17 protein-coding genes and 2 pseudogenes are annotated in these 22,837 nt (G+C 42.7%); 10 read left to right on the top strand and 9 right to left on the bottom strand.

Annotated features, from left to right (window positions below):
• The first annotated feature begins 47 nt into the window (after positions 1–47).
• From D0T60_RS05670 to D0T60_RS05655, 4 genes are all read left to right on the top strand, one after another.
• A complete protein-coding gene (locus D0T60_RS05670; RefSeq protein WP_163217186.1) occupies positions 48–1,067 on the top strand; it encodes a uroporphyrinogen decarboxylase family protein in 1,020 nt (339 codons plus the stop codon).
• Positions 1,051–1,725 (top strand): vitamin B12 dependent-methionine synthase activation domain-containing protein, encoded by a 675-nt coding sequence (locus tag D0T60_RS05665; RefSeq protein WP_163217185.1) that lies wholly within the window; start codon positions 1,051–1,053, stop codon positions 1,723–1,725. Before D0T60_RS05670 ends, D0T60_RS05665 begins: the two co-directional genes overlap by 17 nt.
• A gap of 76 nt (positions 1,726–1,801) precedes the next feature.
• Positions 1,802–2,551 (top strand): porin family protein, encoded by a 750-nt coding sequence (locus D0T60_RS05660; RefSeq protein ID WP_163217184.1) that lies wholly within the window; start codon positions 1,802–1,804, stop codon positions 2,549–2,551.
• 5 nt (positions 2,552–2,556) lie between these two features.
• Positions 2,557–3,357: a DUF3108 domain-containing protein gene (locus D0T60_RS05655; RefSeq protein WP_163217183.1), complete on the top strand. Its 801-nt coding sequence runs from the start codon at positions 2,557–2,559 to the stop codon at positions 3,355–3,357.
• Here the strand turns inward: D0T60_RS05655 and D0T60_RS05650 are convergent.
• The gene (locus tag D0T60_RS05650; RefSeq protein ID WP_163217182.1) at positions 3,354–5,027 is read right to left on the bottom strand and encodes a B12-binding domain-containing radical SAM protein; all 1,674 of its coding nucleotides are present in this window, start codon (positions 5,025–5,027) and stop codon (positions 3,354–3,356) included. The two genes, D0T60_RS05655 and D0T60_RS05650, sit on opposite strands and share 4 nt — an antisense overlap.
• Positions 5,028–5,138: 111 nt before the next feature.
• Between D0T60_RS05650 and D0T60_RS05645 the strand changes: the two genes are divergently transcribed.
• Positions 5,139–6,140, top strand: a complete 1,002-nt coding sequence (locus D0T60_RS05645) for a malate dehydrogenase (RefSeq protein ID WP_163217181.1) — start codon at positions 5,139–5,141, stop codon at positions 6,138–6,140.
• Between the two features lie 95 nt (positions 6,141–6,235).
• Here D0T60_RS05645 and D0T60_RS05640 read toward each other — a convergent pair whose 3' ends face one another.
• The 6 genes and pseudogenes from D0T60_RS05640 to D0T60_RS05615 all read right to left on the bottom strand — a co-directional run bounded on the left by D0T60_RS05640 (position 6,236) and on the right by D0T60_RS05615 (position 13,183).
• A complete protein-coding gene (locus D0T60_RS05640) occupies positions 6,236–7,810 on the bottom strand; it encodes a sodium:solute symporter (protein ID WP_163217180.1) in 1,575 nt (524 codons plus the stop codon).
• An 80-nt stretch (positions 7,811–7,890) separates the two neighbouring features.
• Positions 7,891–8,517, bottom strand: a pseudogene (locus D0T60_RS19030) (corrinoid protein); the annotation flags it as partial.
• 144 nt (positions 8,518–8,661) lie between these two features.
• A pseudogene (locus tag D0T60_RS19025) lies at positions 8,662–9,637 on the bottom strand (cobalamin-binding protein); the annotation flags it as partial.
• 154 nt (positions 9,638–9,791) lie between these two features.
• On the bottom strand, positions 9,792–12,068 hold the full coding sequence (locus D0T60_RS05625; RefSeq protein ID WP_163217178.1) for an alpha-xylosidase: 2,277 nt from the start codon (positions 12,066–12,068) through the stop codon (positions 9,792–9,794).
• 48 nt (positions 12,069–12,116) lie between these two features.
• A complete protein-coding gene (locus D0T60_RS05620; RefSeq protein ID WP_163217177.1) occupies positions 12,117–12,752 on the bottom strand; it encodes a hypothetical protein in 636 nt (211 codons plus the stop codon).
• 11 nt (positions 12,753–12,763) lie between these two features.
• Positions 12,764–13,183, bottom strand: coding sequence for a hypothetical protein (locus D0T60_RS05615; RefSeq protein WP_163217176.1), 420 nt, complete (start codon positions 13,181–13,183; stop codon positions 12,764–12,766).
• A gap of 172 nt (positions 13,184–13,355) precedes the next feature.
• On the opposite strand from D0T60_RS05615, the gene ribB reads away from it, so the two are divergent.
• From ribB to D0T60_RS05590, 5 genes are all read left to right on the top strand, one after another.
• Positions 13,356–13,979, top strand: a complete 624-nt coding sequence (gene ribB / locus D0T60_RS05610) for a 3,4-dihydroxy-2-butanone-4-phosphate synthase (RefSeq protein ID WP_163217175.1) — start codon at positions 13,356–13,358, stop codon at positions 13,977–13,979.
• 591 nt (positions 13,980–14,570) lie between these two features.
• Entirely contained in the window at positions 14,571–15,419 is an 849-nt protein-coding gene (locus D0T60_RS05605) for a transketolase (RefSeq protein ID WP_163217174.1), read from the top strand.
• A gap of 133 nt (positions 15,420–15,552) precedes the next feature.
• Positions 15,553–16,491 (top strand): transketolase family protein, encoded by a 939-nt coding sequence (locus tag D0T60_RS05600; RefSeq protein ID WP_163217173.1) that lies wholly within the window; start codon positions 15,553–15,555, stop codon positions 16,489–16,491.
• Positions 16,488–18,002, top strand: a complete 1,515-nt coding sequence (gene glpK / locus D0T60_RS05595; protein WP_163217172.1) for a glycerol kinase GlpK — start codon at positions 16,488–16,490, stop codon at positions 18,000–18,002. Before D0T60_RS05600 ends, glpK begins: the two co-directional genes overlap by 4 nt.
• Before the next feature lie 65 nt (positions 18,003–18,067).
• On the top strand, positions 18,068–19,492 hold the full coding sequence (locus D0T60_RS05590; RefSeq protein WP_163217171.1) for an L-fucose/L-arabinose isomerase family protein: 1,425 nt from the start codon (positions 18,068–18,070) through the stop codon (positions 19,490–19,492).
• 80 nt (positions 19,493–19,572) lie between these two features.
• On the opposite strand, the gene D0T60_RS05585 is transcribed toward D0T60_RS05590, so the two are convergent.
• Both D0T60_RS05585 and D0T60_RS05580 read right to left on the bottom strand, forming a co-directional pair.
• Positions 19,573–21,372, bottom strand: coding sequence for a right-handed parallel beta-helix repeat-containing protein (locus D0T60_RS05585; protein WP_163217170.1), 1,800 nt, complete (start codon positions 21,370–21,372; stop codon positions 19,573–19,575).
• Positions 21,369–22,835 (bottom strand): sodium:solute symporter, encoded by a 1,467-nt coding sequence (locus tag D0T60_RS05580; protein ID WP_163217169.1) that lies wholly within the window; start codon positions 22,833–22,835, stop codon positions 21,369–21,371. Before D0T60_RS05580 ends, D0T60_RS05585 begins: the two co-directional genes overlap by 4 nt.
• Positions 22,836–22,837: the final 2 nt, after the last annotated feature.

The raw sequence follows: 22,837 nt of genomic DNA, 5'->3' as shown, positions 1-22,837 counted from the left end.
TTTTTATCCGTCCTTATTACATATAATGTATAGCCAATAAGAAGAATATGAAAGAGCTCATAAACATGCGTTCCTTTATCGCGCAAACCATTGCCGACAGAAAGAGAATCGCCATCCCCATCATGACCCACCCGGGCATTGAGATGAATGGTAACACTGTATACCAAGCTGTTACCAACGGCACTATACATGCCAAAGCCATCGAAACATTAGATAAACGATACCCCGCTGCCGCTGCCACAGTGATTATGGACTTAACCGTAGAGGCAGAAGCCTTTGGTGCAGAAATTGTATTCTCCGATCATGAAGTACCCAGCGTTACAGGACGTCTTTTAAATAATGAAGCCGCCATCGAAGCTCTGCAAGTACCCAACTTAGATAAAGGACGCGTAGGCGAATACCTCAAAGCCAACCAACTGGCCGCCGAAGCCATCACCGACAAGCCTGTTTTAGCCGGTTGTATCGGTCCCTACTCCCTTGCAGGGCGCTTATACGACATGTCGGAAATCATGATGCTTATTTATATTGATCCAAATGCAGCCAACTTATTACTTCGCAAATGCACCGACTTCCTATTGGAGTATTGCAAAGCCCTGAAAGCAACAGGTGTCAACGGAGTAGTCATTGCCGAACCCGCCGCAGGACTGCTATCGAACGAAGACTGCCAACAATACTCTTCGATCTATATTAAAGAGATTGTGGAAGCCGTTCAGGATGATTACTTTGCCGTAATCCTTCACAACTGCGGAAATACAGGACACTGCACCCCTGCTATGGTCTTCGCCGGAGCCATGGGATACCACTTCGGCAACAAAATCGACATGACACAAGCCATAACCAACATCCCAGCCGATGCTTGGGGAATGGGTAACCTCGACCCGGTGGGTGTGTTTAAACAAGGTACCCCCGAAAGCATTAAGCGAGATACCCTACAGCTATTAAAGGATATGGAAAACTATCCAAACTTTGTATTGTCGAGTGGGTGCGACACGCCTCCGCATGTATCGCCCGAAAACATCGATGCTTTCTTTCAGGCTTTAAAGGAATATAATGATTCGAGCATATAATGTTGCTTTCCATGAACTCCATCTAACACCCGAGGAAGTTTACGAAGTCATGGGATACGGTTCTGTTACTCCCGAAAAGGAAATCACAGAAATGGTTAAAGCTGCTATAAACCACTTGGCGGCTTTTGTCATTCCACGCTGTTGCTATTTCATTGCAAAAGGAGAACTAACAGCAACCACCCTTTCTGTTGGGGCTGTAACTTTGGATATCGGAAAAATTATCAGTCGCCAATTACGAGGATCAGAGCAGTTCGTTTTCTTTGCCGCCACCGCAGGAAAGGAGTTCGAAGCCTGGATGGATTGTTTAAAAGATACAGACGACATCGTGATGCAATACATTGCAGATTCTTTGGGCAGTTGCTTAGCCGAGAAAACAGCCGATTATATGGAAAAGGTACTGCAAGAAGAAATTTCTTCTCAAGGCTGGTTGCACACCAATCGCTTTAGCCCCGGGTATTGCGAGTGGCATGTATCAGAGCAAAAAAAACTATTTTCGCTGTTTCCGGTAGATCGCCCTTGCGGCATTGAACTAACAGAATCGAGTTTAATGATGCCGATAAAGTCGGTAAGCGGAGTGATTGGAATAGGCCGTAAAGTAAAGAAAATGCCATATAGTTGTGGTATATGTGGGTTCGAAAGGTGCTATAGGAGGAAATAAATAACAAAAGTCCCTTTCTCTATTCAATATTATTTGTAATTTTGTTCCCAAAGAAACACTAAAGCAAAAACACATTATGAAAGCAAAAATTTTAGCATTCTTTTTTTTAACTTTTGCCAGTATAACAACATACGCTCAACAAGTAGTTAATGTTGATATAAAAGCCGGAATGGCATACAATGGTATCACTAAGAGTAACGACTTTGATATGAAGCCCGGATTTAGATTAGGTGTAGGGGTTGACTTTCTTATCAACGAATATTGGAGCATCCGCTCTTCGTTCTTAGCTGTACAAAAAGACGTCAAGAAAAAAGGCACTAAAGAATATCCTGACATTTCAGAAGTAAGTGAATATTCAACAGGCAGTATTGCAATTGACAATGAAATGGAAGCTTTATACATTCAAGTTCCGGTATTAGCAACTTACACGCTCGAAATCAATTACTTATTGAGTGCCAGTTTTGGAGCTGGTCCTTATGTTGCTTATGGTATAGCCGGAGATACTAAAACGTATATAAAAGCAACAGCTTCATCTCTTGACCCATCAGCCACAGGAGAATTTAACCGGTATTGGAACAAACAACCAGTTGAACACAAGTACAAAACCTTTGGAAAAGAAGGTTTGAAGAAATTCGATTACGGATTGGCACTTGCTGCCGAGCTGAATGTCGGAAAGCATTTCTTTGTTGGATTTGGAGCAGAATATGGATTAGCTAACATCAAAAAATTGCCTAAATCTGAAGGAGAAAGCTTAGTAGGAATTAATAAAAAAACAGCTTCCCCTCACCGATACGGCTTTGACATGCATGTAGGATTCAGACTTTAATGCCAATGAATCAACTCTGCAAAATTCTAAACCTTACCTGCCTGTTCATACTTCCCTTTATTGGTCTGCATGCCCAACGCGAAGTTAGCTTTAACAGTTTTCAGGCAGGAGAGGTGCTGAATTATGATATGTATTTTAAATATGGCCTTCTCTATACAAAGGTAGGAAGTTCTTCTATCAGCATGGCCAACACCACATACAAAGGAGAAGGAGCCTACAAAGCAACATTAATTGCCAATTCTTCGGGGCTTGCACAAAAGGTAATGTCGGTATCCGATACCATTCATGCCTACACCACCAAAGCATTGGTTCCTTTAGCCTACACCAAAGATGCCCACGAAGGAAAAGACCACACCATTGAGCGGGCTACTTATACTTATTCACTAAACGAAGCCAAGGTAAGAAACATCAATCGTCGAAATGGCAAACTGCGGTATGACACCACTTATGTAGCCAAAGATTGCATGTACGATGTACTAAGCATCATATACTATGTTCGAACACTGAACTACAACAACCTGAAAAAGGGAGATAAAGTAAGCATCCCCTTCTTTGCAGGCAGTAAGAAAGGAAGTTTGGATATAGAACATCACGGGATGGAGAAAATCACGGCCAATAACAACAAGGAATACAATTGCATCAAACTGGTGATGATGTTGAACGATCCAACCTTCCAGAACAAAAACGAAGCTATGAAGATTTTCATCACCAATGATTCCAATAGGATTCCTATCCGGATTGACTCTAAGCTGAAATTAGGTTCTACCCGTGTTATCTTAAAGAGTTATAGCGGTTTACGAAATTAGAACTGATATATTACTTCTATACGCCTTACTTCTTTTATATCTTTGACAAAAACTGTCAGCAGATAGCTATTATCTTCCAAAAGATTAATAGCTGTTTGCTTTCTAATCATCTGATGTGTTAGCCCATTGGCACGCAGAAACTCTTTATCTTCACTAATTAGGTGTAATACTCGTTTCTTTGTTGTTTTATCCAAAGAGTCTTCCCAGAATCCGGGAGGTCGCATACTGAAGTTACCATAATAATCCGTTCGAAGTTCTTCAAACAAGTTTATCTGTCGGGATAATAGGAATTGGTGCAGAGTGGCAAACAAATCTTCCAACTGATAACCCCTGTGAGGGAATTGTTGCATTGCAAAGTGTTTCGCCACTTCATCAAAGAACTCAAAGTAGCGCCCTTTATAATATGTTTGGAAGATTTTATGCATTGTGTTCGGGAAACGTCCACTGTTCCAAAACCGCTCCAAGGCATGTTCGGCTTCGTGAATACGGTGCAGCTCCTCGGCAGAAATATCGGCATTGTCCAGAATTTCATAAGGAGCGGCGTCGTTATAGCGGTACCCATATTGGGCAGCATCCTTGCGAAGGTTAGTTCCCCTGAGCATTTTCAGAAAACCGAGTTGTACTTCTTTTCCTCCCAATACAAAAACATCATTGAAGGAGCGCACAAAGCGATCGTATGTTTCATAAGGCAGCCCTGCAATAAGATCGAGGTGCAATGTTATCTTTCCTCCCTCCATCAGCTTCTTTATGTTGCCGGCCAATAAAGGAAAATTCTGCTTCCGTTTCACTGCTACGTTTGTAGGTTCGTAGGTAGATTGAATACCTATTTCAAAGCGGAAGTAGTTATCCGGCAAGTTTGTATTCAGGTAGTCGATCACTTCATCGGTTAGCAAATCTGCATAAACTTCGAACTGGCAGCTTAATCCTTCCCGGTAATTCTGTATAAGGAAATCAAAGACTTCGCGGGTATGTTGTTTATCGAGGTTAAAGGTTCGATCGAGGAATTTAATCTGCTTGGCTCCTGCTTCAATCAGATAAGCAAGGTTTTTAAACAGATAGTCTTTAGGGAAATAGCGCACTCCTTTCTCACGGGATGAAAGGCAATACTGACATTGATACGGACAACCACGCGAAGTTTCAAAGTACACCAATCGATGAGAAATACTTTCTTTATCTTCTTCCAGCATATAGGGCGAAGGGAGTTCGGCCAGTTTCTCCAGATCTGCTTTGGCTACTACCGGACTTATGTAGTTACGCGAGGACACTCCATCTATCTGTACTTCTTTCCCCTGTTCGATTGCTTCAAGCAGTTCGCCAAGTACGAATTCTCCTTCTCCGCTTATAACATAGTCAACAGGCCAGGTATTCAGAAAATACGCGGGTTCGTACGTTACCTCAGGTCCGCCGACAATAATAATCAGTTGGGGATTTCGTTGTTTGAATAAATGAATAATCTCTCCTATGCGGGTTACATTCCAAATGTAAACGCTTAATCCTATTATATCGCATTGGGTGGCAAGTAATTCTTCAAGAATGGTCGTTGTATTTTCTTTAAGAGAATATTCTTTAAAACAAATATCATGACGCGACTGGTTTGCTACATACAACCAACGAAGAGCCAAAGAAGTATGAATGTATTTGGCATTAAGAGTAGTTAGGAGGGTTTTCATGAAGCAAAGGTAGTGATTTTTGAGATTCCATAAACAAATCAAGCTCCACCTTGTTCTATTATTACTATTAACAGGTTGATTCTCATTGAATACAACATTAAAAAACGAAATATGAAAACTCTTACAACTGAAAAGTTAACGATAGTCGGCGCCGCCGGTATGATAGGATCCAATATGGCTCAATCTGCCATTCTTATGAAATTGTCTTCCAACATCTGTTTATATGACCCTTATGCCAAAGGGTTGGAAGGTGTTGCCGAAGAACTGCTACAATGCGGATTTAAAGGAGTTACTATTACCTATACGAGTGATATAAAAGAAGCCTTGAAAGATAGCAAATATGTTATCACCTCAGGAGGTGCTGCCCGCAAAGAAGGCATGACGCGCGAAGACCTATTGAAAGGAAACGCAGAGATAGCCATACAATTCGGTAAAGACATTAAGCAATATTGCCCGGACGTGAAACATGTAGTGGTAATATTTAATCCGGCAGATATAACCGGACTGTTAGTTCTATTATATTCGGGCTTAAAGCCATCACAAGTATCTACATTGGCAGCCTTAGATAGTACACGGTTGCGAAACGAACTGGCTAAACACTTTCATATTCACCCTGACAAAATAACTCGGTGCAGAACTTATGGAGGACATGGAGAACAGATGGCCGTGTTTTCTTCTACAGCAAGTGTAAACGGAAAGCCATTGAGCGACTTAATTGGAACCCCCTCTCTTACCAACGAAGAATGGCAAAACATCAAAGAGAGAGTAATACAGGGAGGGAAGAAAATTATAGAATTGAGAGGACGCTCTTCGTTTCAAAGTCCTTCGTTCCTTTCATTGGAGATGATAGGAGCAATTATGGGTGGACCATCCTTCGAGTGGCCTGTAGGCGTATATGTATCCGGTGGTGATTTCAACCATATTATGATGGCTATGGAAACAAGTTTAGATGAATCCGGCGTACATTACAAAAAGCCCAATGGAAGAAAAGAGGAACAAGATGCCCTGAATCAGAGCTACAAGCATCTTTGTGCATTAAGAGATGAGTTAATCGGTTCGGGGGTTATCCCACCAATCAGCGAATGGAAAGGAATAAACAGTAATTTAGATTAAAACTACCCAATATTAAGTATAGTTGACTTACCCGGGAAAACGTTTTCCTTTATCTGCTAAACGTTTTCCCAAGTAAAGTACTTTATGCAAAGTTATCAAAACCCATTAAAGAACAAATATAACCCTAACATTACTACAATTAGAGCCGCCCACAACACTACCACTCGCTTTGTTGGTTTTACTATCACTCCGAAATCCAGTGTATCCTGGCTTTCAGCCTTTCTATCCAAAGTACTAACAATGATCATCGCCGCCACAATCACCACAAAAATAAGAAACGAAAGCATCATAAAGTGAGGCCAGAAATCAAATCCTTTAGCAGCAGGTATCACCCAAAGATAAAGCACACCTATTATCAGGCTGAATGCTGTGCCCAAAGTTAGTGCCATATTAGCTGCACGTGTCGTTGTCTTTTTCCAGAACACACCTAAAAGGAATACGGCCGCCATTGGTGGGGCAATAAATCCTAATACAGATTGGAATACATTAAACAGGTTCAACCCTTTAATGCTATCAATAGCAATGGTTATCAGAATGGAGATCACTGCCCCTGCCACCGTAACCATACGTCCTGTCTTAATAATACGACTTTGACAAGCGTCCGGATTAATGCGCTTCACATAGATATCCATCGTGAAAACGGTGCTCAATGCATTTAAGGCTGAGCCAATGGTGCTGACTAAAGCCGCCGTCAGTACCGCCATCACCAAACCGACCATGCCTGTAGGGAAGAGATTAGTCACCATCGTCATATAAGCCTCATCGGGATTTTGAAGCGTAGGATAAAGCGCCAAACAGATGATACCGGGAAGGATATACAAAGGCACATCCAGTATTTTCAGCCATCCTGTGAAGTTCGCTCCCAACTGTCCTTGCTCCAGATTCTTTGCCGCCAGCACCGGTTGCACCATCGACTGATCGGTACACCAAAACCAAACACCCATCACCGGATAACCCAACAAGATAGGTAGCCAGGGAAAATCTGGATTATCATTGGGTTGGAAAAGGTTCCAATAGTCTTGAGGAACAGCCTCATACAAAGCAGATACGCCACCCACTTTATTTAAGCCAACAATAGTCAGGGTGAGAGATACAAATATCAATAGTAACATTTGGAACACATTGGTATAGGCCACTGCTTTCAATCCCCCAAGAATAGTAAAGAAGGCAGAGATTAACAGCAGTATCACCGCCGATTGCCACATCGGTATATCGAAAATTTGTTTGATTAAGATTCCCCCCGCGAATAAAGTAAGTGCTAACCAGGAAATCAGAATGGTAACTATGGTATACCATGCCAGCATATTGCGGGTAGATTGTCCGAAGCGTTTACCCATAAACTCGGGGAGGGTAATAACCTTAGCACCTAAATAGCGAGGGGCAAATACGAATGCAAGCAGAAAGATAAATACAAACGCGTACCAGGCAAAGTTACCCGACACAATGCCTGTGGTAAATCCTGCACTGGCAGAGGCTATAAGCATGGAAGGTCCCACATTTGTTCCCCACATAGAGAAACCAATGGTTGGCCACTTCAGAGAGTTCTCGGCCAGAAACAGGCTGCTTCCTTTCTTGCGGGTAGTGCCTGCCCAAATACCGATTCCGAATAATATAACAAAATAAGTGATCAGGATTCCCCAATCGAGTGTTTCCAAATAGTGTGTTTCCATGAATTAAGAGTTTATAATTTAGAATTAAGAATTATCTAAGGTGACATACAAACAGAGCTATTGATCTTAATTATTAATTATCAATCATTAATTAAATCTAACAGCTCTTTAGCTTTAGCTATCGCAGAGTTTGCGTTATCACTGTAACCGTCCGCTCCAATTTGTCGGGCATAGTCTTCGTTTACAGGGGCACCGCCTACCATTACTTTGACTTGCTCTCGGATGCCCGCCGCTTTTAAAGCTTCAATCACTACTTCCATATAGCCCATTGTAGTAGTTAACAAGGCGCTGATACAAAGAATATCGGCATTATGTTCTTTTACGGCCTCCACAAATTTCTCGGCAGGTACATCAATACCAATGTTCACTACTTCGAATCCACAGCCTTCGAACATAGAGGCTACCAGATTCTTACCGATATCATGAAGATCTCCTTTAACGGTTCCTATTACCACTTTACCAATAGTCACAGAAGCAGCTCCCTGAAGCAGAGGCTTCAAAAGTTCCAAAGATCCTTTCATGGCACGGGCCGACATTAACAGTTGAGGAACAAATGCCTTCCCATCCTGAAAACGTTGACCGATTTCCCCCATTGCTTTAATCATATAATCATTGATCAAAGTTTGAGGGGCCATTCCTTCTTCAATGGCTTGTTGGGTTACTTCCACAGCAGGTTCGAGTTTGCCTGCCAGAATAGCTTCAAATAAAGCCTCTCCCTTACCCTCTCCAAAGGAGAGGGAAGAGGAAATTACATCTTTTTGTGTATTATCCATTATTCATTCAATTTATATTAAAACCTTTAGACAGACTATCTCCCAACTCCCTCTCCTTTGGAGAGGGCTGGGGAGAGGCTTCTTCTAAGATACGCACAGCCTTTTCTATCTCATTTTCATTCTTGAAATCCATTAGGATGTTCAATCCATCTGCTCCGACATGATCCAGCAGGGGACGAAGTTCATCCAGCGTTACCCAGCACGGCATAATTGATTTTCCGCCTGCCAGAATCTTCCGATAAAGATCGTACCACTTCGGATCTCCTCCCTGGGGTTCGCCCACACCTGGTGTCCATTGAATGGCGTTGAGTTCTTCTATTTCCAAGAGGGCATCGACATGACGAATAGCTCCCACACCATCCAGATGATATAAGGTATAATCTATTCTTTGACATTGCTGACGCAAGTAAGGAAGAGCGAAACGTCGGAAGTCATCTTCACTTATCATGATAGAGATATCACTTTGCAGTTTGCTCACTTTGCCGGGTCCCCAGATAGAGAAGTAGCAGAAAGCCATTTCATCGCCTTCGCGGATGATTTCATAAAGTTCATCGAATACACGGAAGTAGATATCATTTACCTGTTGCAACTGTCTTTCAAGCAGTTCGGGGTTCATAACGGTATCCATCAGTACGGTATCGGTGCCGCGTAGGGCGGCTAAGATGTCCATACCTTCCATCAAATCGGGCATACCGACATAGTAGTATCCGTTTGCACGTTGTTTGCAGGCTTTTAGCAAATCTTTATGAAGCTTCCAAGCTGCATTCTCAGGATCGAATATGATTTCTTCTTTCGGATTAGGATCAGGATGAATCCAGATGGTATCTTCCCCACCTTCCAACACTCCACCCAGAATAGCAGCCAAAGAACCAGGGCCAAGTTGGGTATTGGCAACAGGAGGTATATCTGCTAAGAAGGAACTACGAGATAGGTAGTAATTAAGTTCGTCGGCTCGCCATTCAGGATCAAACCAACGTTGATTTAAGTCTTTGGCAGGTGCCGGAGCGGGTACATCGGCATGAGGAGTAACACCTGTTTGAAGATGTTCCCACATATTAATTAAAACGCCTTTACCGTTCCACCAGTCAAGGTAGCGTTGTTGGCTTTCGGGCCAGTTTGGTTTTAGCCTCTCCCCGACCCTCTCCAAAGGAGAGGGAGATGGGGTAGTTGCATTATTTTCAGTATGTTGCATATTTACTCTTTATATATTATTTCCAGTTCTTCATTATTATATTATACAAGCTATCCCCTTCTCCCTCTCCTTGGGAGAGGGCTGGGGTGAGGCTATACTTATCTTTGTCCATCTCATCCGTACACTGAACCACCTCCGGGTAGTAAGGTATTTCCGCACCCTCACGCACATACACAGGCATTTCATCTAAGGGTACTTCTATGTTCTTTAACCAACGACCACCCTCATAACGGGCACCGGTAAAGAAGTTCACCCATTTGCCTTCGGGCAGATAAACGTCTCTTCGATTTTCGCTGTTCATAATGGGAGCAACAAGGAAGTCATCTCCAAAGTAATACTCATCGTCGATGTGCCAGCAAAGTTTATCATCGACATGATGGAAGATAAGTGCTCGCAACAAGGTATGTCCTGTTTCAGTCGCCTTTTTGCTTTGTTCTATTATATAAGGTATAAGGGCATAGCGCAGATTCCACCACTTTTTAACAATAGGTGCCACCGCCGGATAATGCCACGGCTCTCGCTTAGACGTTCCGTGATAACGAATATGCGAAGAGAATACACCAAATTGTGTCCAACGTACATATACATCATCGGGCACAGGAGAATTCATAAAGTTGGGCAGACTATGGAAGCCCGGCACATCATGGCTCCAGAAGGCAAAGCCCGACAAGCCAAAATGTAATCCCCCTTTTAACGAACCCGCCATGCCATCCCAGGTAGAAGCCGAATCGCCTCCCCAATGAAGCGGATAGCGTTGACAGCCCGCCCAGCCCGCACGTGCCCAGATAATGCCGTCGCCTGTAACTTCTTTGGTGATTTCGTAGGCGGCTTTCTGGTACAATAAAGCGTAGAGGTTATTTAATAGTTCGGGCGACATTGCATGGTAATTGGCATCTATATGGATGTTCTCGCCAAAGTCGGCCTTAATGCAAACCACCCCCATATCGAGCAGGTTCTTTAATAAACCTTTGTACCAATCGACTGCTTTGGGGTAAGTAAAGTCGATGGTTCCTGCGTAATCCAACGCGGAGAAATTAGAGCCCTCGCGGCGAGTTTCCCCAGACAATTTCCCTATATAATTGTTAGCCTGCGCTTCTTCAATCTGCTCGGCATCCTCGGCCACGTAAGGAAGTTGCCAAAGCGACACCCGGTAGCCATCATCTTTCAAGCGATGAATAAACTTTTTCGGATCGGGAAAACGTTCATCGTTAAACTTCCATTCGCAAAGCCAGTCGGTTTTAAACCATCCTGTATCCAGATGAATCACATCGCAGGGATACTTCTCGGCACGCAAGCGATCACAGATTTCTGTTACCTCATCGGCACTAAAGTAAGTCATGCGACTCATCCAAACCCCAAAACTCCACACCGGAGGCATAGAAGGAAACCCTGTCAGACTGCGGTATCCACGTAAAATTTCTTCGGGCGTATCACCACTCATCAGGAACACATCCAATAAAGGTTGATCGCTTAGGAACTGCACGGAACGGGTAGAATGATCAGCAAGCGATAGTTTACTGTATGCACTGGTATGATAGAATACCCCGTACATGCGGCTGGACAGGAAGAAAGGTATATTTTTGTAAGCACGGCGATTATTCACCCCTTGCCCGTCCTGATTCTTCAATTGGAAGGTTTGACCGCTCAAATCCATCTTATAGAACCGCTCGCCTGTACCTGTAAATACTTCATCGGGGGCAGCGGTAATGGAAATGGTAGCCCGTTCCTTTTGTCCGTCTTTTACCACATACGCCAACGGAAGGGCGTCGTAGCGTGGGGGCGAGAAGTGATCGTAGGCACTTAGTTTAATCTCGCGCACGCCATCGGGCCAGAAAGTAATATCTAATGTTTCCTGTGGGGCAGGCAACAAATCGCTCCAATAATCGAGCACAGGCTCTTTCAGGTTGATAAGGGCGCGATGAGTACCGTCGGCAGTCGTCACAAGCCATTCGCCGTCATTCTCCGTTACCTTTAAAGGTAGCTTTTGAACAGTAGGAGCAAACTGCAACATCTCCGAGTTATCGGAAAGTTCTTCTCCATTAAATGCCACAAATACGCGCATAATTTTATGCGTATATTGACGGATAATCAAGGTGGAACTTTGGTGAGCCACCTGCTCATCTGCCTGCATATCATTCGCCTTTACCTGTTTCTGAAAAGGCACTGTAATGTATATATCTCCGTTTTTCTCCTGAATATCCGTAGGTCGGCAAGCCCTCCAAAGGGCTTCGTCTCTTTTTAGTTCGACATCAAAATCAAGGAAGTCAAAAAGATGGTAATTGGTTTGTTTCATATTATATTCATTATCTTTAAGAAGACGAATGAATATATCGTTTTGTAATCAGCGAAATAACTTTTCCCGTATTCTATTGAACCATTCTGGTTCTAAGTCCATTTCTTGTTGATATTTAAAGCAAGCATTACAATAAGAAGCAAATACAAACGGCTGGCATCCAATTGGATAAGTTGAAACGAAGTCCACTTTATCGAACATCTCAATACGACGACAAAGGTTTATGTAACATTGATGGAAATTATCTGTAACAGATGAAATACTCAAATTATGACCTCCCCGCATTGTTCTCAGCTTTACAAAGCTTATTGATTCTTCGAGCGAGTTTAATCCAAAGAAAACACCATTTATATAATAACCTGCAGATTTGAATTTAGATATAAACTCTTCACCCCAAAAGGAAAAAGGAGTTTCAAAAGCAAAATTAAACTTATTATCTAAGCACTTGTTTACAATCGTATCGAACTCTGCTGCTGCATAATCATCAACCATTGTTTCTTTATAATCCGAAGGATAAATCTGATATTGGCGTGGCCATTCAGTACGAGGTAGAGCCTCAAACATAGAAGCAATCTCGCTTCTACGCTTATCAAAATCATGAATTTTTATACCATCAGTAAAAATAGGCCCAAATTTACTTTTGCCCGAGCCATTGGGACCCATTACAACATAAAGTACCGGCATACAAACATTACTTATTTAACTAAGACCAGCGCTCTTGTCTTTTCTATTCTTATTAGCTGTTTGTTTTCTTGCCGCCTTCTCATTCTTTTCCGGGTTCTTAGTTCAGCAGAAGGCATTTTTTGATACAACAATCCTCTATTCCTACCATTTAAACATTGAATCACTACATAGTCGGCTTCACTTGCCAAAGCTCCATTACTTACTGGGAGTTTCAATTTTATCAAATATTCGCTTCCATCAGGTTTAGCCAAAACAAACAAGTCGCTCTCCTTTGTTCTCTCATCTTTATAAATAAATGATATATCATTCTTCCAACAATCACTAACCTCCTTCAAACTCCAATTGGCTTTAGGATTTACGTTATCTTCGCAAGTTGTATTCCAACCTGCTAAATAATCACTCGAGAACTTTTCAAAAGATATATCTTTCATGTTTAAACAATAAGCTGTCCACAAAATTACACAAAATCAGGTATTTTCTACCATAATATGCCATCTATTATTCAAAACACCCTTAATTTTATTGCCACATTTCATAAATAAGAACTAATTTCGCAGTGTGAAAAGCAGAACTATTGAATAGAATAAACAAATAAATATCAAAATGAAATTTACACTAAATAGCATTGAAGAAAGCCTGGAAGAACTACGCCAAGGAAAGATCCTTATTGTAGTAGATGATGAAGACAGAGAAAACGAAGGTGATTTTATCGTTGCAGGCGAAAAGATTACCCCCGAAATTGTAAACTTCATGCTTACTTATGGCCGTGGTATAATGTGTGTGCCCCTCACAGAAGCCCGTTGCCAGGAATTACAATTAGACATGATGGCTTGTGATAATACTTCTTTGCTGGGTACTCCTTTCACCATGTCGGTAGATTTAATTGGCTATGGATGCACTACGGGGGTTTCTGCACACGATCGGGCGGCCACCATCCAAGCATTGATGAACCCGCAAACACGCCCCGAAGAATTGGCTCGTCCGGGACATATCTTCCCGCTGAGAGCTGCCAACAATGGGGTTTTTGATCGCGACGGACATACCGAAGCATTGATAGACCTAACCCGTTTAGCTGGATTAACCCCGGGAGGTGCCTTAATCGAAATTCTAAACCCCGACGGTAGCATGGCGCGTTTACCCGAGCTGGTACAAATAGCCAAAGAACATGAACTAAAAATTTGTTCAATTGCCGATTTGATTGAATACAGAAAAGAACGTGGTGTGTAGCATTTGCTTTCATAACTTGTTTGGTTTTAGTTGGGAGTTTGGAGTTTAGAGTTTGAAGTTTGAAGGCTTAACTCTCAACTCTTAACTCTCAATTCTCAACTGCAAAAGTACCGGCTTACAAATTAACAGCATCCACGAGTTGCGCGCTATGGAACAAAACGCTCATTTTCGAGAGATAATTTCCAACTTATTTTCTAAGTTGTTAGTTATAAGCAATTTACAAATCAACCCTGTCATTTTATTTCGGGGCTTATGAGACGAACACAAATTGCCGGTAGCATTTCCTCTAACTGCCGGTAGCATCTGCATAAATTGCTGGTAGCATTTGTATGAACTGCCGGTATCATTTTTGAGGAGCAAAGCAATTCATTTTTTCTTCTTCTTATCATCATCATCAGTTTTACTTCTTCTTTATATATTGTTATAGGGTCGTTATAGCGAACGCTATTATCGACTGTAAGCATTTATGTAAAAAACAAGTAATACATTCCATACCACTGAACCGGGATTAGATAATAAATTGATCGTGTTCAAGTTAGTACAAATCCCTCCTTCCTCCGTCTAAACATAGACAGATAAAAACAAAATACAATGAATCAGGAAGAAGGGATTAAACAGTTGGAATACACTGCTGCCAAACTCAGAAAAAGACTTTTAGAAGTTGTCTATAAAGCAAAAGCGGGACACATCGGCGGGGGACTTTCGTCGTTAAATATGCTGACAGCTTTATACTACCATACCTTACACATAGATCCTAAGAATCCGCACAAAGAAAATCGCGATCGATTCATTATGAGTAAAGGTCATTGTGTGGAAGCTTTGTATTGCATATTGGAGGGCAAAGGCTTTATAACCCGCGAACAAGTAGATACGTATGGCGAATACAACTCTTTGTTGGCAGGGCATCCTACCATTAAAGTTCCGGGCGTTGAAGTAAATACCGGTGCTTTGGGACACGGACTTTCCATTGGCGTCGGCTTATCTATTGCTGCAAAAATGGATAAGAAAACTTACAAAACCTTTGTATTGATGGGCGACGGCGAACAGGGCGAAGGCTCTATTTACGAAGCTGCCATGTCTGCCAGTCATTATAAATTAGATAACCTGGTGGCTATTATCGACCGAAACGGGCTTCAGATTAGCGATAAGACAGAAAATGTAATGTCGTTGGAGTCTATTTACGACCGTTGGACTGCCTTTGGTTGGGATGTTATTGAGATAAACGGCGATGATATGAAAACCATTGTACAGACATTAGACAATTTGGATTTCAACAATAAGAAGCCTCATCTCATTATTTCCCGTACTACCAAAGGAAAGGGAATTTCCTGTATGGAGAATCTGCTAAAGTGGCATCATGGCGTACCCAAGGAAGACGAATACCAACAAAGTATTTTGGAATTAGAGGCTTGTATTAATGATTTCGATTCCAACAAATAAGTATGTCATCTAAATTAGTTTATAGCAAGTTGAACACAGAGGCACGGAGTCACAGAGTTATTAATAAGAAAACTCTGCGTCTCTGCGCCTCTGTGTTCAATATTCAATTTTCAACTCTCAATCTTCAACTTATATGAGTAAACAAACCATACCTTGTCGCCAAAGTTTTACTGAAACATTGCTGGAACTGGGAAAAAAAGATAAAGATATAGTAGCCGTTACTTCTGACGCCAGAGGTTCTGTTACGCTGACCGATTTTGCCAAAGAACTACCCGAACAATTTGTAGAAGTAGGCATTGCCGAACAAAACGCAGTTGGGGTAAGTGCCGGACTCGCCATGGCAGGAAAGAAAGTATTCGTTTGCGGTCCTGCCTGTTTTTATGTGGCGCGCAGCTTGGAACAGGTAAAAGTAGACCTTGCCTATTCAAAGAATAATGTAAAAATATTAGGAGTAAGTGGCGGTGTAAGTTATGGAGCTTTAGGAGCCACTCACCACAGTTTACATGATATTGCGGTACTTCGCACCTTCCCGGGTATGGAAGTGATTCTGCCCTGTGATGCTCGTCAAACCCGGAAATTGGTAGAGGCTTTGGTCAATTACGCTCACCCTGTATATGTACGCGTTGGCCGGAATGCTGTGCCCGATGTGTATGAGAATGAATCGTTTGATTTCGAAATAGGTAAAGCCAACACTTTGATGGATGGCAATGACATCACCCTAATTGGAACAGGAGAAACCGTTTACCATTGCTATGAAGCAGGCAAAAAGCTAAAAGAGCAAGGAATCCATGCCCGCGTTATCGACATGCATACCTTAAAGCCTGCGGATACGGAAGCCATTCTTAAAGCCGCACGCGAAACGGGTAAGATCATAACCGTCGAAGAGCATAGCATATACGGAGGTTTAGGTGCGATAGTGGCCGAAACAGTTGTGCAGCATCATCCTGTGCCTGTTAAAATCTTAGGTATCCCCAACGAGAATGCCATTCATGGTAAGCCATTAGAGATTTTCAGACACTACGGAATAGACACCGAAGGTATTTACAAAACAGCTATTGAGTTTTTATCATGAGAAATTACATCCTGTCCATTGACCAAAGTACATCGGCCACCAAAGCAGTTTTGTTCAACGAGCAATGTGAGTTTGTTTATCGGGTAACAATCTCCCACGAACAATATTACCCCGCACCAAGCTGGGTAGAGCATGATGCCGAAGAAATCTATGCCAACACCTTGAAAGCCGTAAAGCAAGTTATTGAAAGCGGAAAGATAGAGGCTGATGATACCTGCTCCATTGCCATCACCAATCAGCGCGAAACAGTGGTTGTTTGGAATAAGGAAACAGGAAAACCGATATACAATGCCATCGTGTGGCAATGCCAGCGAGGAGCCGATATCTGTGCAGAGTTAATCAAACAAGGGCACACGGAAACCATCAAGCAAAAAAGCGGACTTATTGTCGATCCTTATTTCTCCGCCAGTGGCATTCAATGGATTTTGGATCAGGTAGAAGGTGCCCGTCAACTTGCCAACGAAGGCAAACTACTTGCAGGTACCATAGACTCCTGGCTATTATGGAAAATGACGGAAGGCAAGGTACATGCAACCGACTATACCAATGCATCGCGCACGCTATTATTTAACATCCATACCCTCGATTGGGACGATGAGCTACTCGCCCTCTTTACCATCCCCCGTTCTATGATGGCGGAGGCGAAACCTTGTGATTCTGTTTTTGGAGAAAGCACTTTAGAAGGCATCTTCTCCTCCCCCGTAACCATTGCAGGCATCTTGGGAGATTCTCATGGAGCCCTTACAGGACAAATGTGTTTTGAACCGGGCATGGGAAAAAGCACGTATGGCACAGGATCGTCCGTGATGGTAAACATCGGAGAGCACCCCATCGAAGCCTCCAACGGATTGGTTACTTCCGTCGGTTTCGCCGCTTGCGGAAAAGTGTATTATGCCTACGAAGGCAATGTACATTGCACAGGCGCTACCATTAAATGGTTGGAAGAGAAGTTGCAACTCATCAACAGCCCTGCCGAAGTAGAAGCTCTCGCCGTCAGCATCCCTGATAACGGAGGCGTTTACTTTGTTCCCGCTTTCGCAGGATTGGGTGCCCCTTGGTGGAATTCTCAAGCCAAAGCCATGATTCACGGAATGACTTTGGGAACAGGAAAAGCCCAGATTGTTAGAGCTGCCTTAGAAGCCATTGCATACCAGGTAAAAGACTTAGTCGATTTAATGACCACGCAAGCCCAACTCTCTTTAAAAGAATTAAGAGTAGACGGCGGCCCTACAAAGAATAACTTCCTGATGCAGTTTCAAAGCGATATGTTGAACGCCACCATTAACCGTTCCGAAGTTGAAGAAGCATCTGCTTTGGGAGCGGTTATTATGAATGGACTGGCACGCGGCATCTGGAAGAGCTTAGAGGAAGTTGCCTCTCTCCGGAAAACAGAGAAGATAATTACACCCAAAATGAATGCTGAAACCCGAAACAGGTTTTACGCAGGTTGGGTAAATGCAATAGAAAAAACGAACACGGAGACACAGAGACACAAAGTTTACTCTAATTAAGAACTCTGTATCTCCGTGCCTCTGTGTTCTAACTAATATAAATCAATTTTAATAATATACGTATCATGAAAAACAGGAAAATGACATTTGGTATTATCTTAGGCACACGCAGTTATTTTAACTCCGCCTTAGCCAAAGATGTTCGCGCAACACTTACAAAAGTGCTTACCGATAACAATTACGATTATGTAATACTCGACGAAAAGGATACTCCCACAGGTTCAGGAAGTATGGAAACCCGCGAGGATGGTGTAAAATGCGCCGAACTCTTCAAAAAGAATCGCGAACGGATTGATGGTATCATCATTACCTTGCCCAATTTTGGTTTTGAGATAGGTATTATCAATGCCATTCAATTAGCTAACCTGAATGTGCCCATCCTTGTACAAGCTTGTGACGATGATAATGACAAAGTAGATCTTGACAATCGTAGAGATGCATTCTGTGGTAAGCTTTCTGTTTGCAATAACTTGTATCAATATGGTATTCCGTTTACAGATACTACCCTGCACACCTACTCAATTAACAGCCCCTTACTATTAGAAGATATCAATCGCTTCGCGGGTATTTGTCGGGTAGTAAACAAATTGCGCAATGCCCGTATAGGAGCTATCGGCGCTCGTCCTGCCGGATTCCAGACAGTACGTGCTTCGGAAAAGATTCTTCAACGCGCAGGCATTACTGTCGTTCCCGTTGACTTATCGGAAATCCTGGGTATGGCCAATGCCATTACAGATGAAGATACTGCTTTGCTGAATCGTATTAAAGAGATTCACGGCTATGCAAAAGTTCCCGAAGGCTACGAAAAGAAATTAATGAAACAAGCCAAGTTCGGTTTAGCCGTAGAGCAATGGATAGAAGCCAATGATATCGACGCGGTAGCCATTCAATGCTGGGATTCTTTACAGGCAAACTACGGCTGTGCTTCTTGTGTAACCATGAGTATGCTGGGAGATAAACTTATACCAAGTGCTTGCGAAGTAGATATTGCAGGAGCCATCTCCATGTATGCACTAACGTTAGCTTCGGGCAATGCCTCTGCCCTTGTGGACTGGAACAACAACTTCGCCGAAGAACGCAACAAATGTGTTTGTACACACTGTGGAAACTTCCCGAAGAGCTTCGTAAAGAACAACTTGGAATTAGGGAATCTGGGTGTATTAAGTCGTACCATGGGTACAGAGAATACCTTTGGAGCCGTAAAAGGCAAAGTAACCGCAGGACCGTTTACCTATTTCAGAATATCTACGGATGATCCTAAAGGTATTATTAAATCTTATCTGGGAGAAGGAAACATTACCGATGATCCATACGGAATGGATGGTTGTATTGCAGTAACAGAAGTTCCGAATCTTCAAAAGTTGATGAAGTATATGTGCAAGAATGGTTTTGAACATCATGTGGCAATGTGTCGCGGTAATGTTCAGGATATTGTACTGGAGGCTGTGGAGACTTATTTGGGATGGGAGGTTTATTCAGTTGAGAGTTAAATCAGTTGAGAGTGGAGAGTTGAGAGTGGAGAGTTACCATGCGGCATCGTAACTCTCAACTCTCAACTCTCAACTCTCAACTAATAAGGTCCATTATTCCTCCAAACATTCCCCGGCCCGGGGCTATTTGAATCGAATCGTTCTTCGGGACACCAGTTATTCTCTACCCGATAATACGAGGTAGCCTCATCAAAGTAGATATAGAAAGCGCGATCATTCGTAGCATAAGGAGCATCTATCAGATGTTCTATTCGGTTATTCGTCATAGAGGAGCCGGGCTGTGAAGATAAGGTGTACAATCCGCCTGCATCATACAACTGCTTAGCAAAATGATGCACATAGTTGGCGTGTATGCGGTTGTTCTTCATGCCACTATCCAACTTTGTCCAGCCCCACCCTACACAGATGCCTGAATAGTTTACATGGCCAACTTCATTGTGTTCTATATTCACATCGCTTACATACCCTGCACCGATACCCACACAACCCCAATCTTCGTTGGTTACTTCTGTTATCAGGTTATTGGAAATACGGATGTGAGAGCACATTTCACGGGAGTTTTCGGGGATATAAGGTACATGTGTTTCAAAACCACCGTCGGGGAAACTACCTAAAAGAATGGCAGAACCGCCAATATCTGTAAATAAGCAATCTTCCACGGAAGAGTGATTCACCGCCCATTCATAGTCCAGTCCGGTAGAAGCAAGATGTTGGAAAGTACATTTTGTAAAGTTGATATTGTTTCCGCCCCGAACGCGAACAGCTGCTTCCGGACGAGCAATCCAGGCTTGGTTCTCCAGTGTTGCTTTCTCGGGCAAGCCGGGGATCTTCAATTTGTAGGCATCCAATAGATACAAGCCGCCCTGCAAAGTAACATGACCTTGATATGATGGACGAATGCACGTACTGTTTTCGAAATGGATATTCTTAAAGTGAATGTGCGAAACAGGACGTTCCAATGAGCCATCTACTTTTACAATTTCTTCTAAGGCAGGCACTACTGCCGAAACTGTGTGCATATCTTCCCCCTCACGCGGCCAATAATAGATCTTTCCCGATGGATATTCGCGATACCATTCTCCGGGTTTATCTAACAGTTGGATAGCATTACAAAGAAAAAAAGATGAACTTCCTTTCTCACCATTAATTATAGGTTGAGGCCACGGGTGTGCAAACTCCAACTGGCTTTCCGGTTGGTGAAAGGTAACTCGCGTCTTTGTACCTTGTATATCAAACTCCTTCACTCGCAAAATAGCAATAGCCCAACGTTGGTGTACTACCATTTCTAATTGATCGGCTGTATTCAGTCCTGTTATGTTGGGTGTGGGTATCCATATTTCTTCTTTCCCGGGAATAAAATCAAGCATACGCTCCATCTTCCCCGGTTCAAACTGTATGGATCGGGTAGCCTTATTGCCATCAATCCATAGCTGACGGAAGTCGAGCAACTTATTTCCTATACGTGGAGATTCGGCTACCCAGATATTTCCTTGTGCAGCTTCGGGTAATCCGGGAATTTCTTCCGCAACCTTTTTCCATGATTTTAAGGGAACTCCACCGCTGATAATGGCTTTACTTTCAGGTGCCGATTCTATCCACGTGGGGCTATCGGCAGTACCGCTATCTTCGGGACGAATAAATAATACTTTGTCTTGTTTATAGGTTCCCTGTTCAAGGATTATGTGTATTCCTCCTTTTACTGCGGGATTGGAGAGTCGTCTCCATTCGCGAGCTTGCTTTAGTGCTTCGGCTACAGTACGCAAGGGAGACTCTTTAGTACCGGGATTTGCATCGTTTCCATTCGGGCTTACCCAAATTTCTCCACCAACTGCACGAAAAGCAATTAGGGAAAGGATAAACAGTAATCTTATTCTTTTCATTTTCTACAAAGCAGTTTCGCCATTAAGAACCCAACCAAGAAGATTACAATCGTACCAAACACAATCGTCAGATTAGCATGGAAGGGACTACGGAATTCGCTCAGGAATCCATCGGTAAAGAATATGGGCGAAAGGCTCATCCACATTACTACAATCACCCCTGCAATGGTTCCGATAATTGCATCTATGTTGCGGGCTTTCTTACTTAGGTATCCCAGTAAGAACAATCCCAGCATACCGCCACTAAAGATAGAGGACAATGCCCACCAGGCATCCAATGCACTTTCTACCTGTAAAAACGCAATGGCCACAAAGATACCGATGATGCCAATGGCTGCATTCGATATATAAATCATCCGAACAGATTGTCCATCGGTTGCCGACTTCTTAAAGAAACGCAGATAATAGTCCGTCAAAAGAACGGTGGCCGAACTGGTGATACTGGTTGCAATGGTACTCATACCTGCGGCAAAGATAGAAGCGATCAATAATCCGGTTAACCCTGTGGGTAATTGGTGTACAATGAAATAAGGGAATACAAAATCACCTTCAACACCTGCCGGCAGTAAATCGGGCTGTACTTTATAGAAAGTATACAGACCTGTTCCTATTAAGAAGAAAACGGCAGAAACGGGTATAAACAAATACCCACCGAAAAGCGCAGAGAATTTAGCACTCTTTTCATCTTTGGCTGTGAGGTAGCGTTGCACATAGTTCTGGTCGATACCATAGTTTTGGAGATTGATAAAGATTCCGTAAATCAGGCAAACCCAGAAGGTTGATTCGGTAAGACTGGAGCTGAAACTTCCCAATGAGAATTTATTATCGGCTACGGCTATATCCCAGAATTGTTTAGGACCTTCGGGCATGCCGAATATGATTACAAAGAAACAAACTAACGCTCCACCTATCAGGATAAACCCTTGTATAGCTTCTGTCCAAATCACGGCTTTAATTCCACCCATCATTGAATAGAAAGTAATAGCAATGGAAGTACACACTATGATGGTTTTGATATCCCATCCTAATAAAGCATTCATGGGTAGTGCCAATAGATAAAGGATAGAACCCATACGGGCAATTTGCGTTAACAAATAGCAGGTAGAAGCATATACACGTGCCCAAGGGCCAAAGCGTCTTTCGAGAAACGAATAGGCAGATACACTTCCGAGATTCCGATAGAACGGAACAAAATATTTAGCAGCAAAGTAAGAAGCAATAGGAATGGAGAGACTAAATACAAACGCATTCCAATCGCTCATATACGCTTTTCCGGGATAGGCCAAATAGCTGATACTACTTACGTAAGTAGCAAAAATACTCATACCCACCACCCATCCGGGCAGGGAACGTCCGGCAGCAGTCATTTCGTCGCTGGTACGTTTCTTCTGGAAGAAGGAACATCCAAATAAAACAACGCCGCCGGTGAAAATAAGAAAGATAATAATATCGAGTATAGTCATGG

Source organism: Bacteroides sp. 224, assembly GCF_010500995.1.
Taxonomy (GTDB): Bacteria; Bacteroidota; Bacteroidia; order Bacteroidales; family Bacteroidaceae; genus Bacteroides.
Note: the sequence above shows the minus strand (reverse complement) of the source record. Positions and strands in the feature narration are given on the sequence as shown.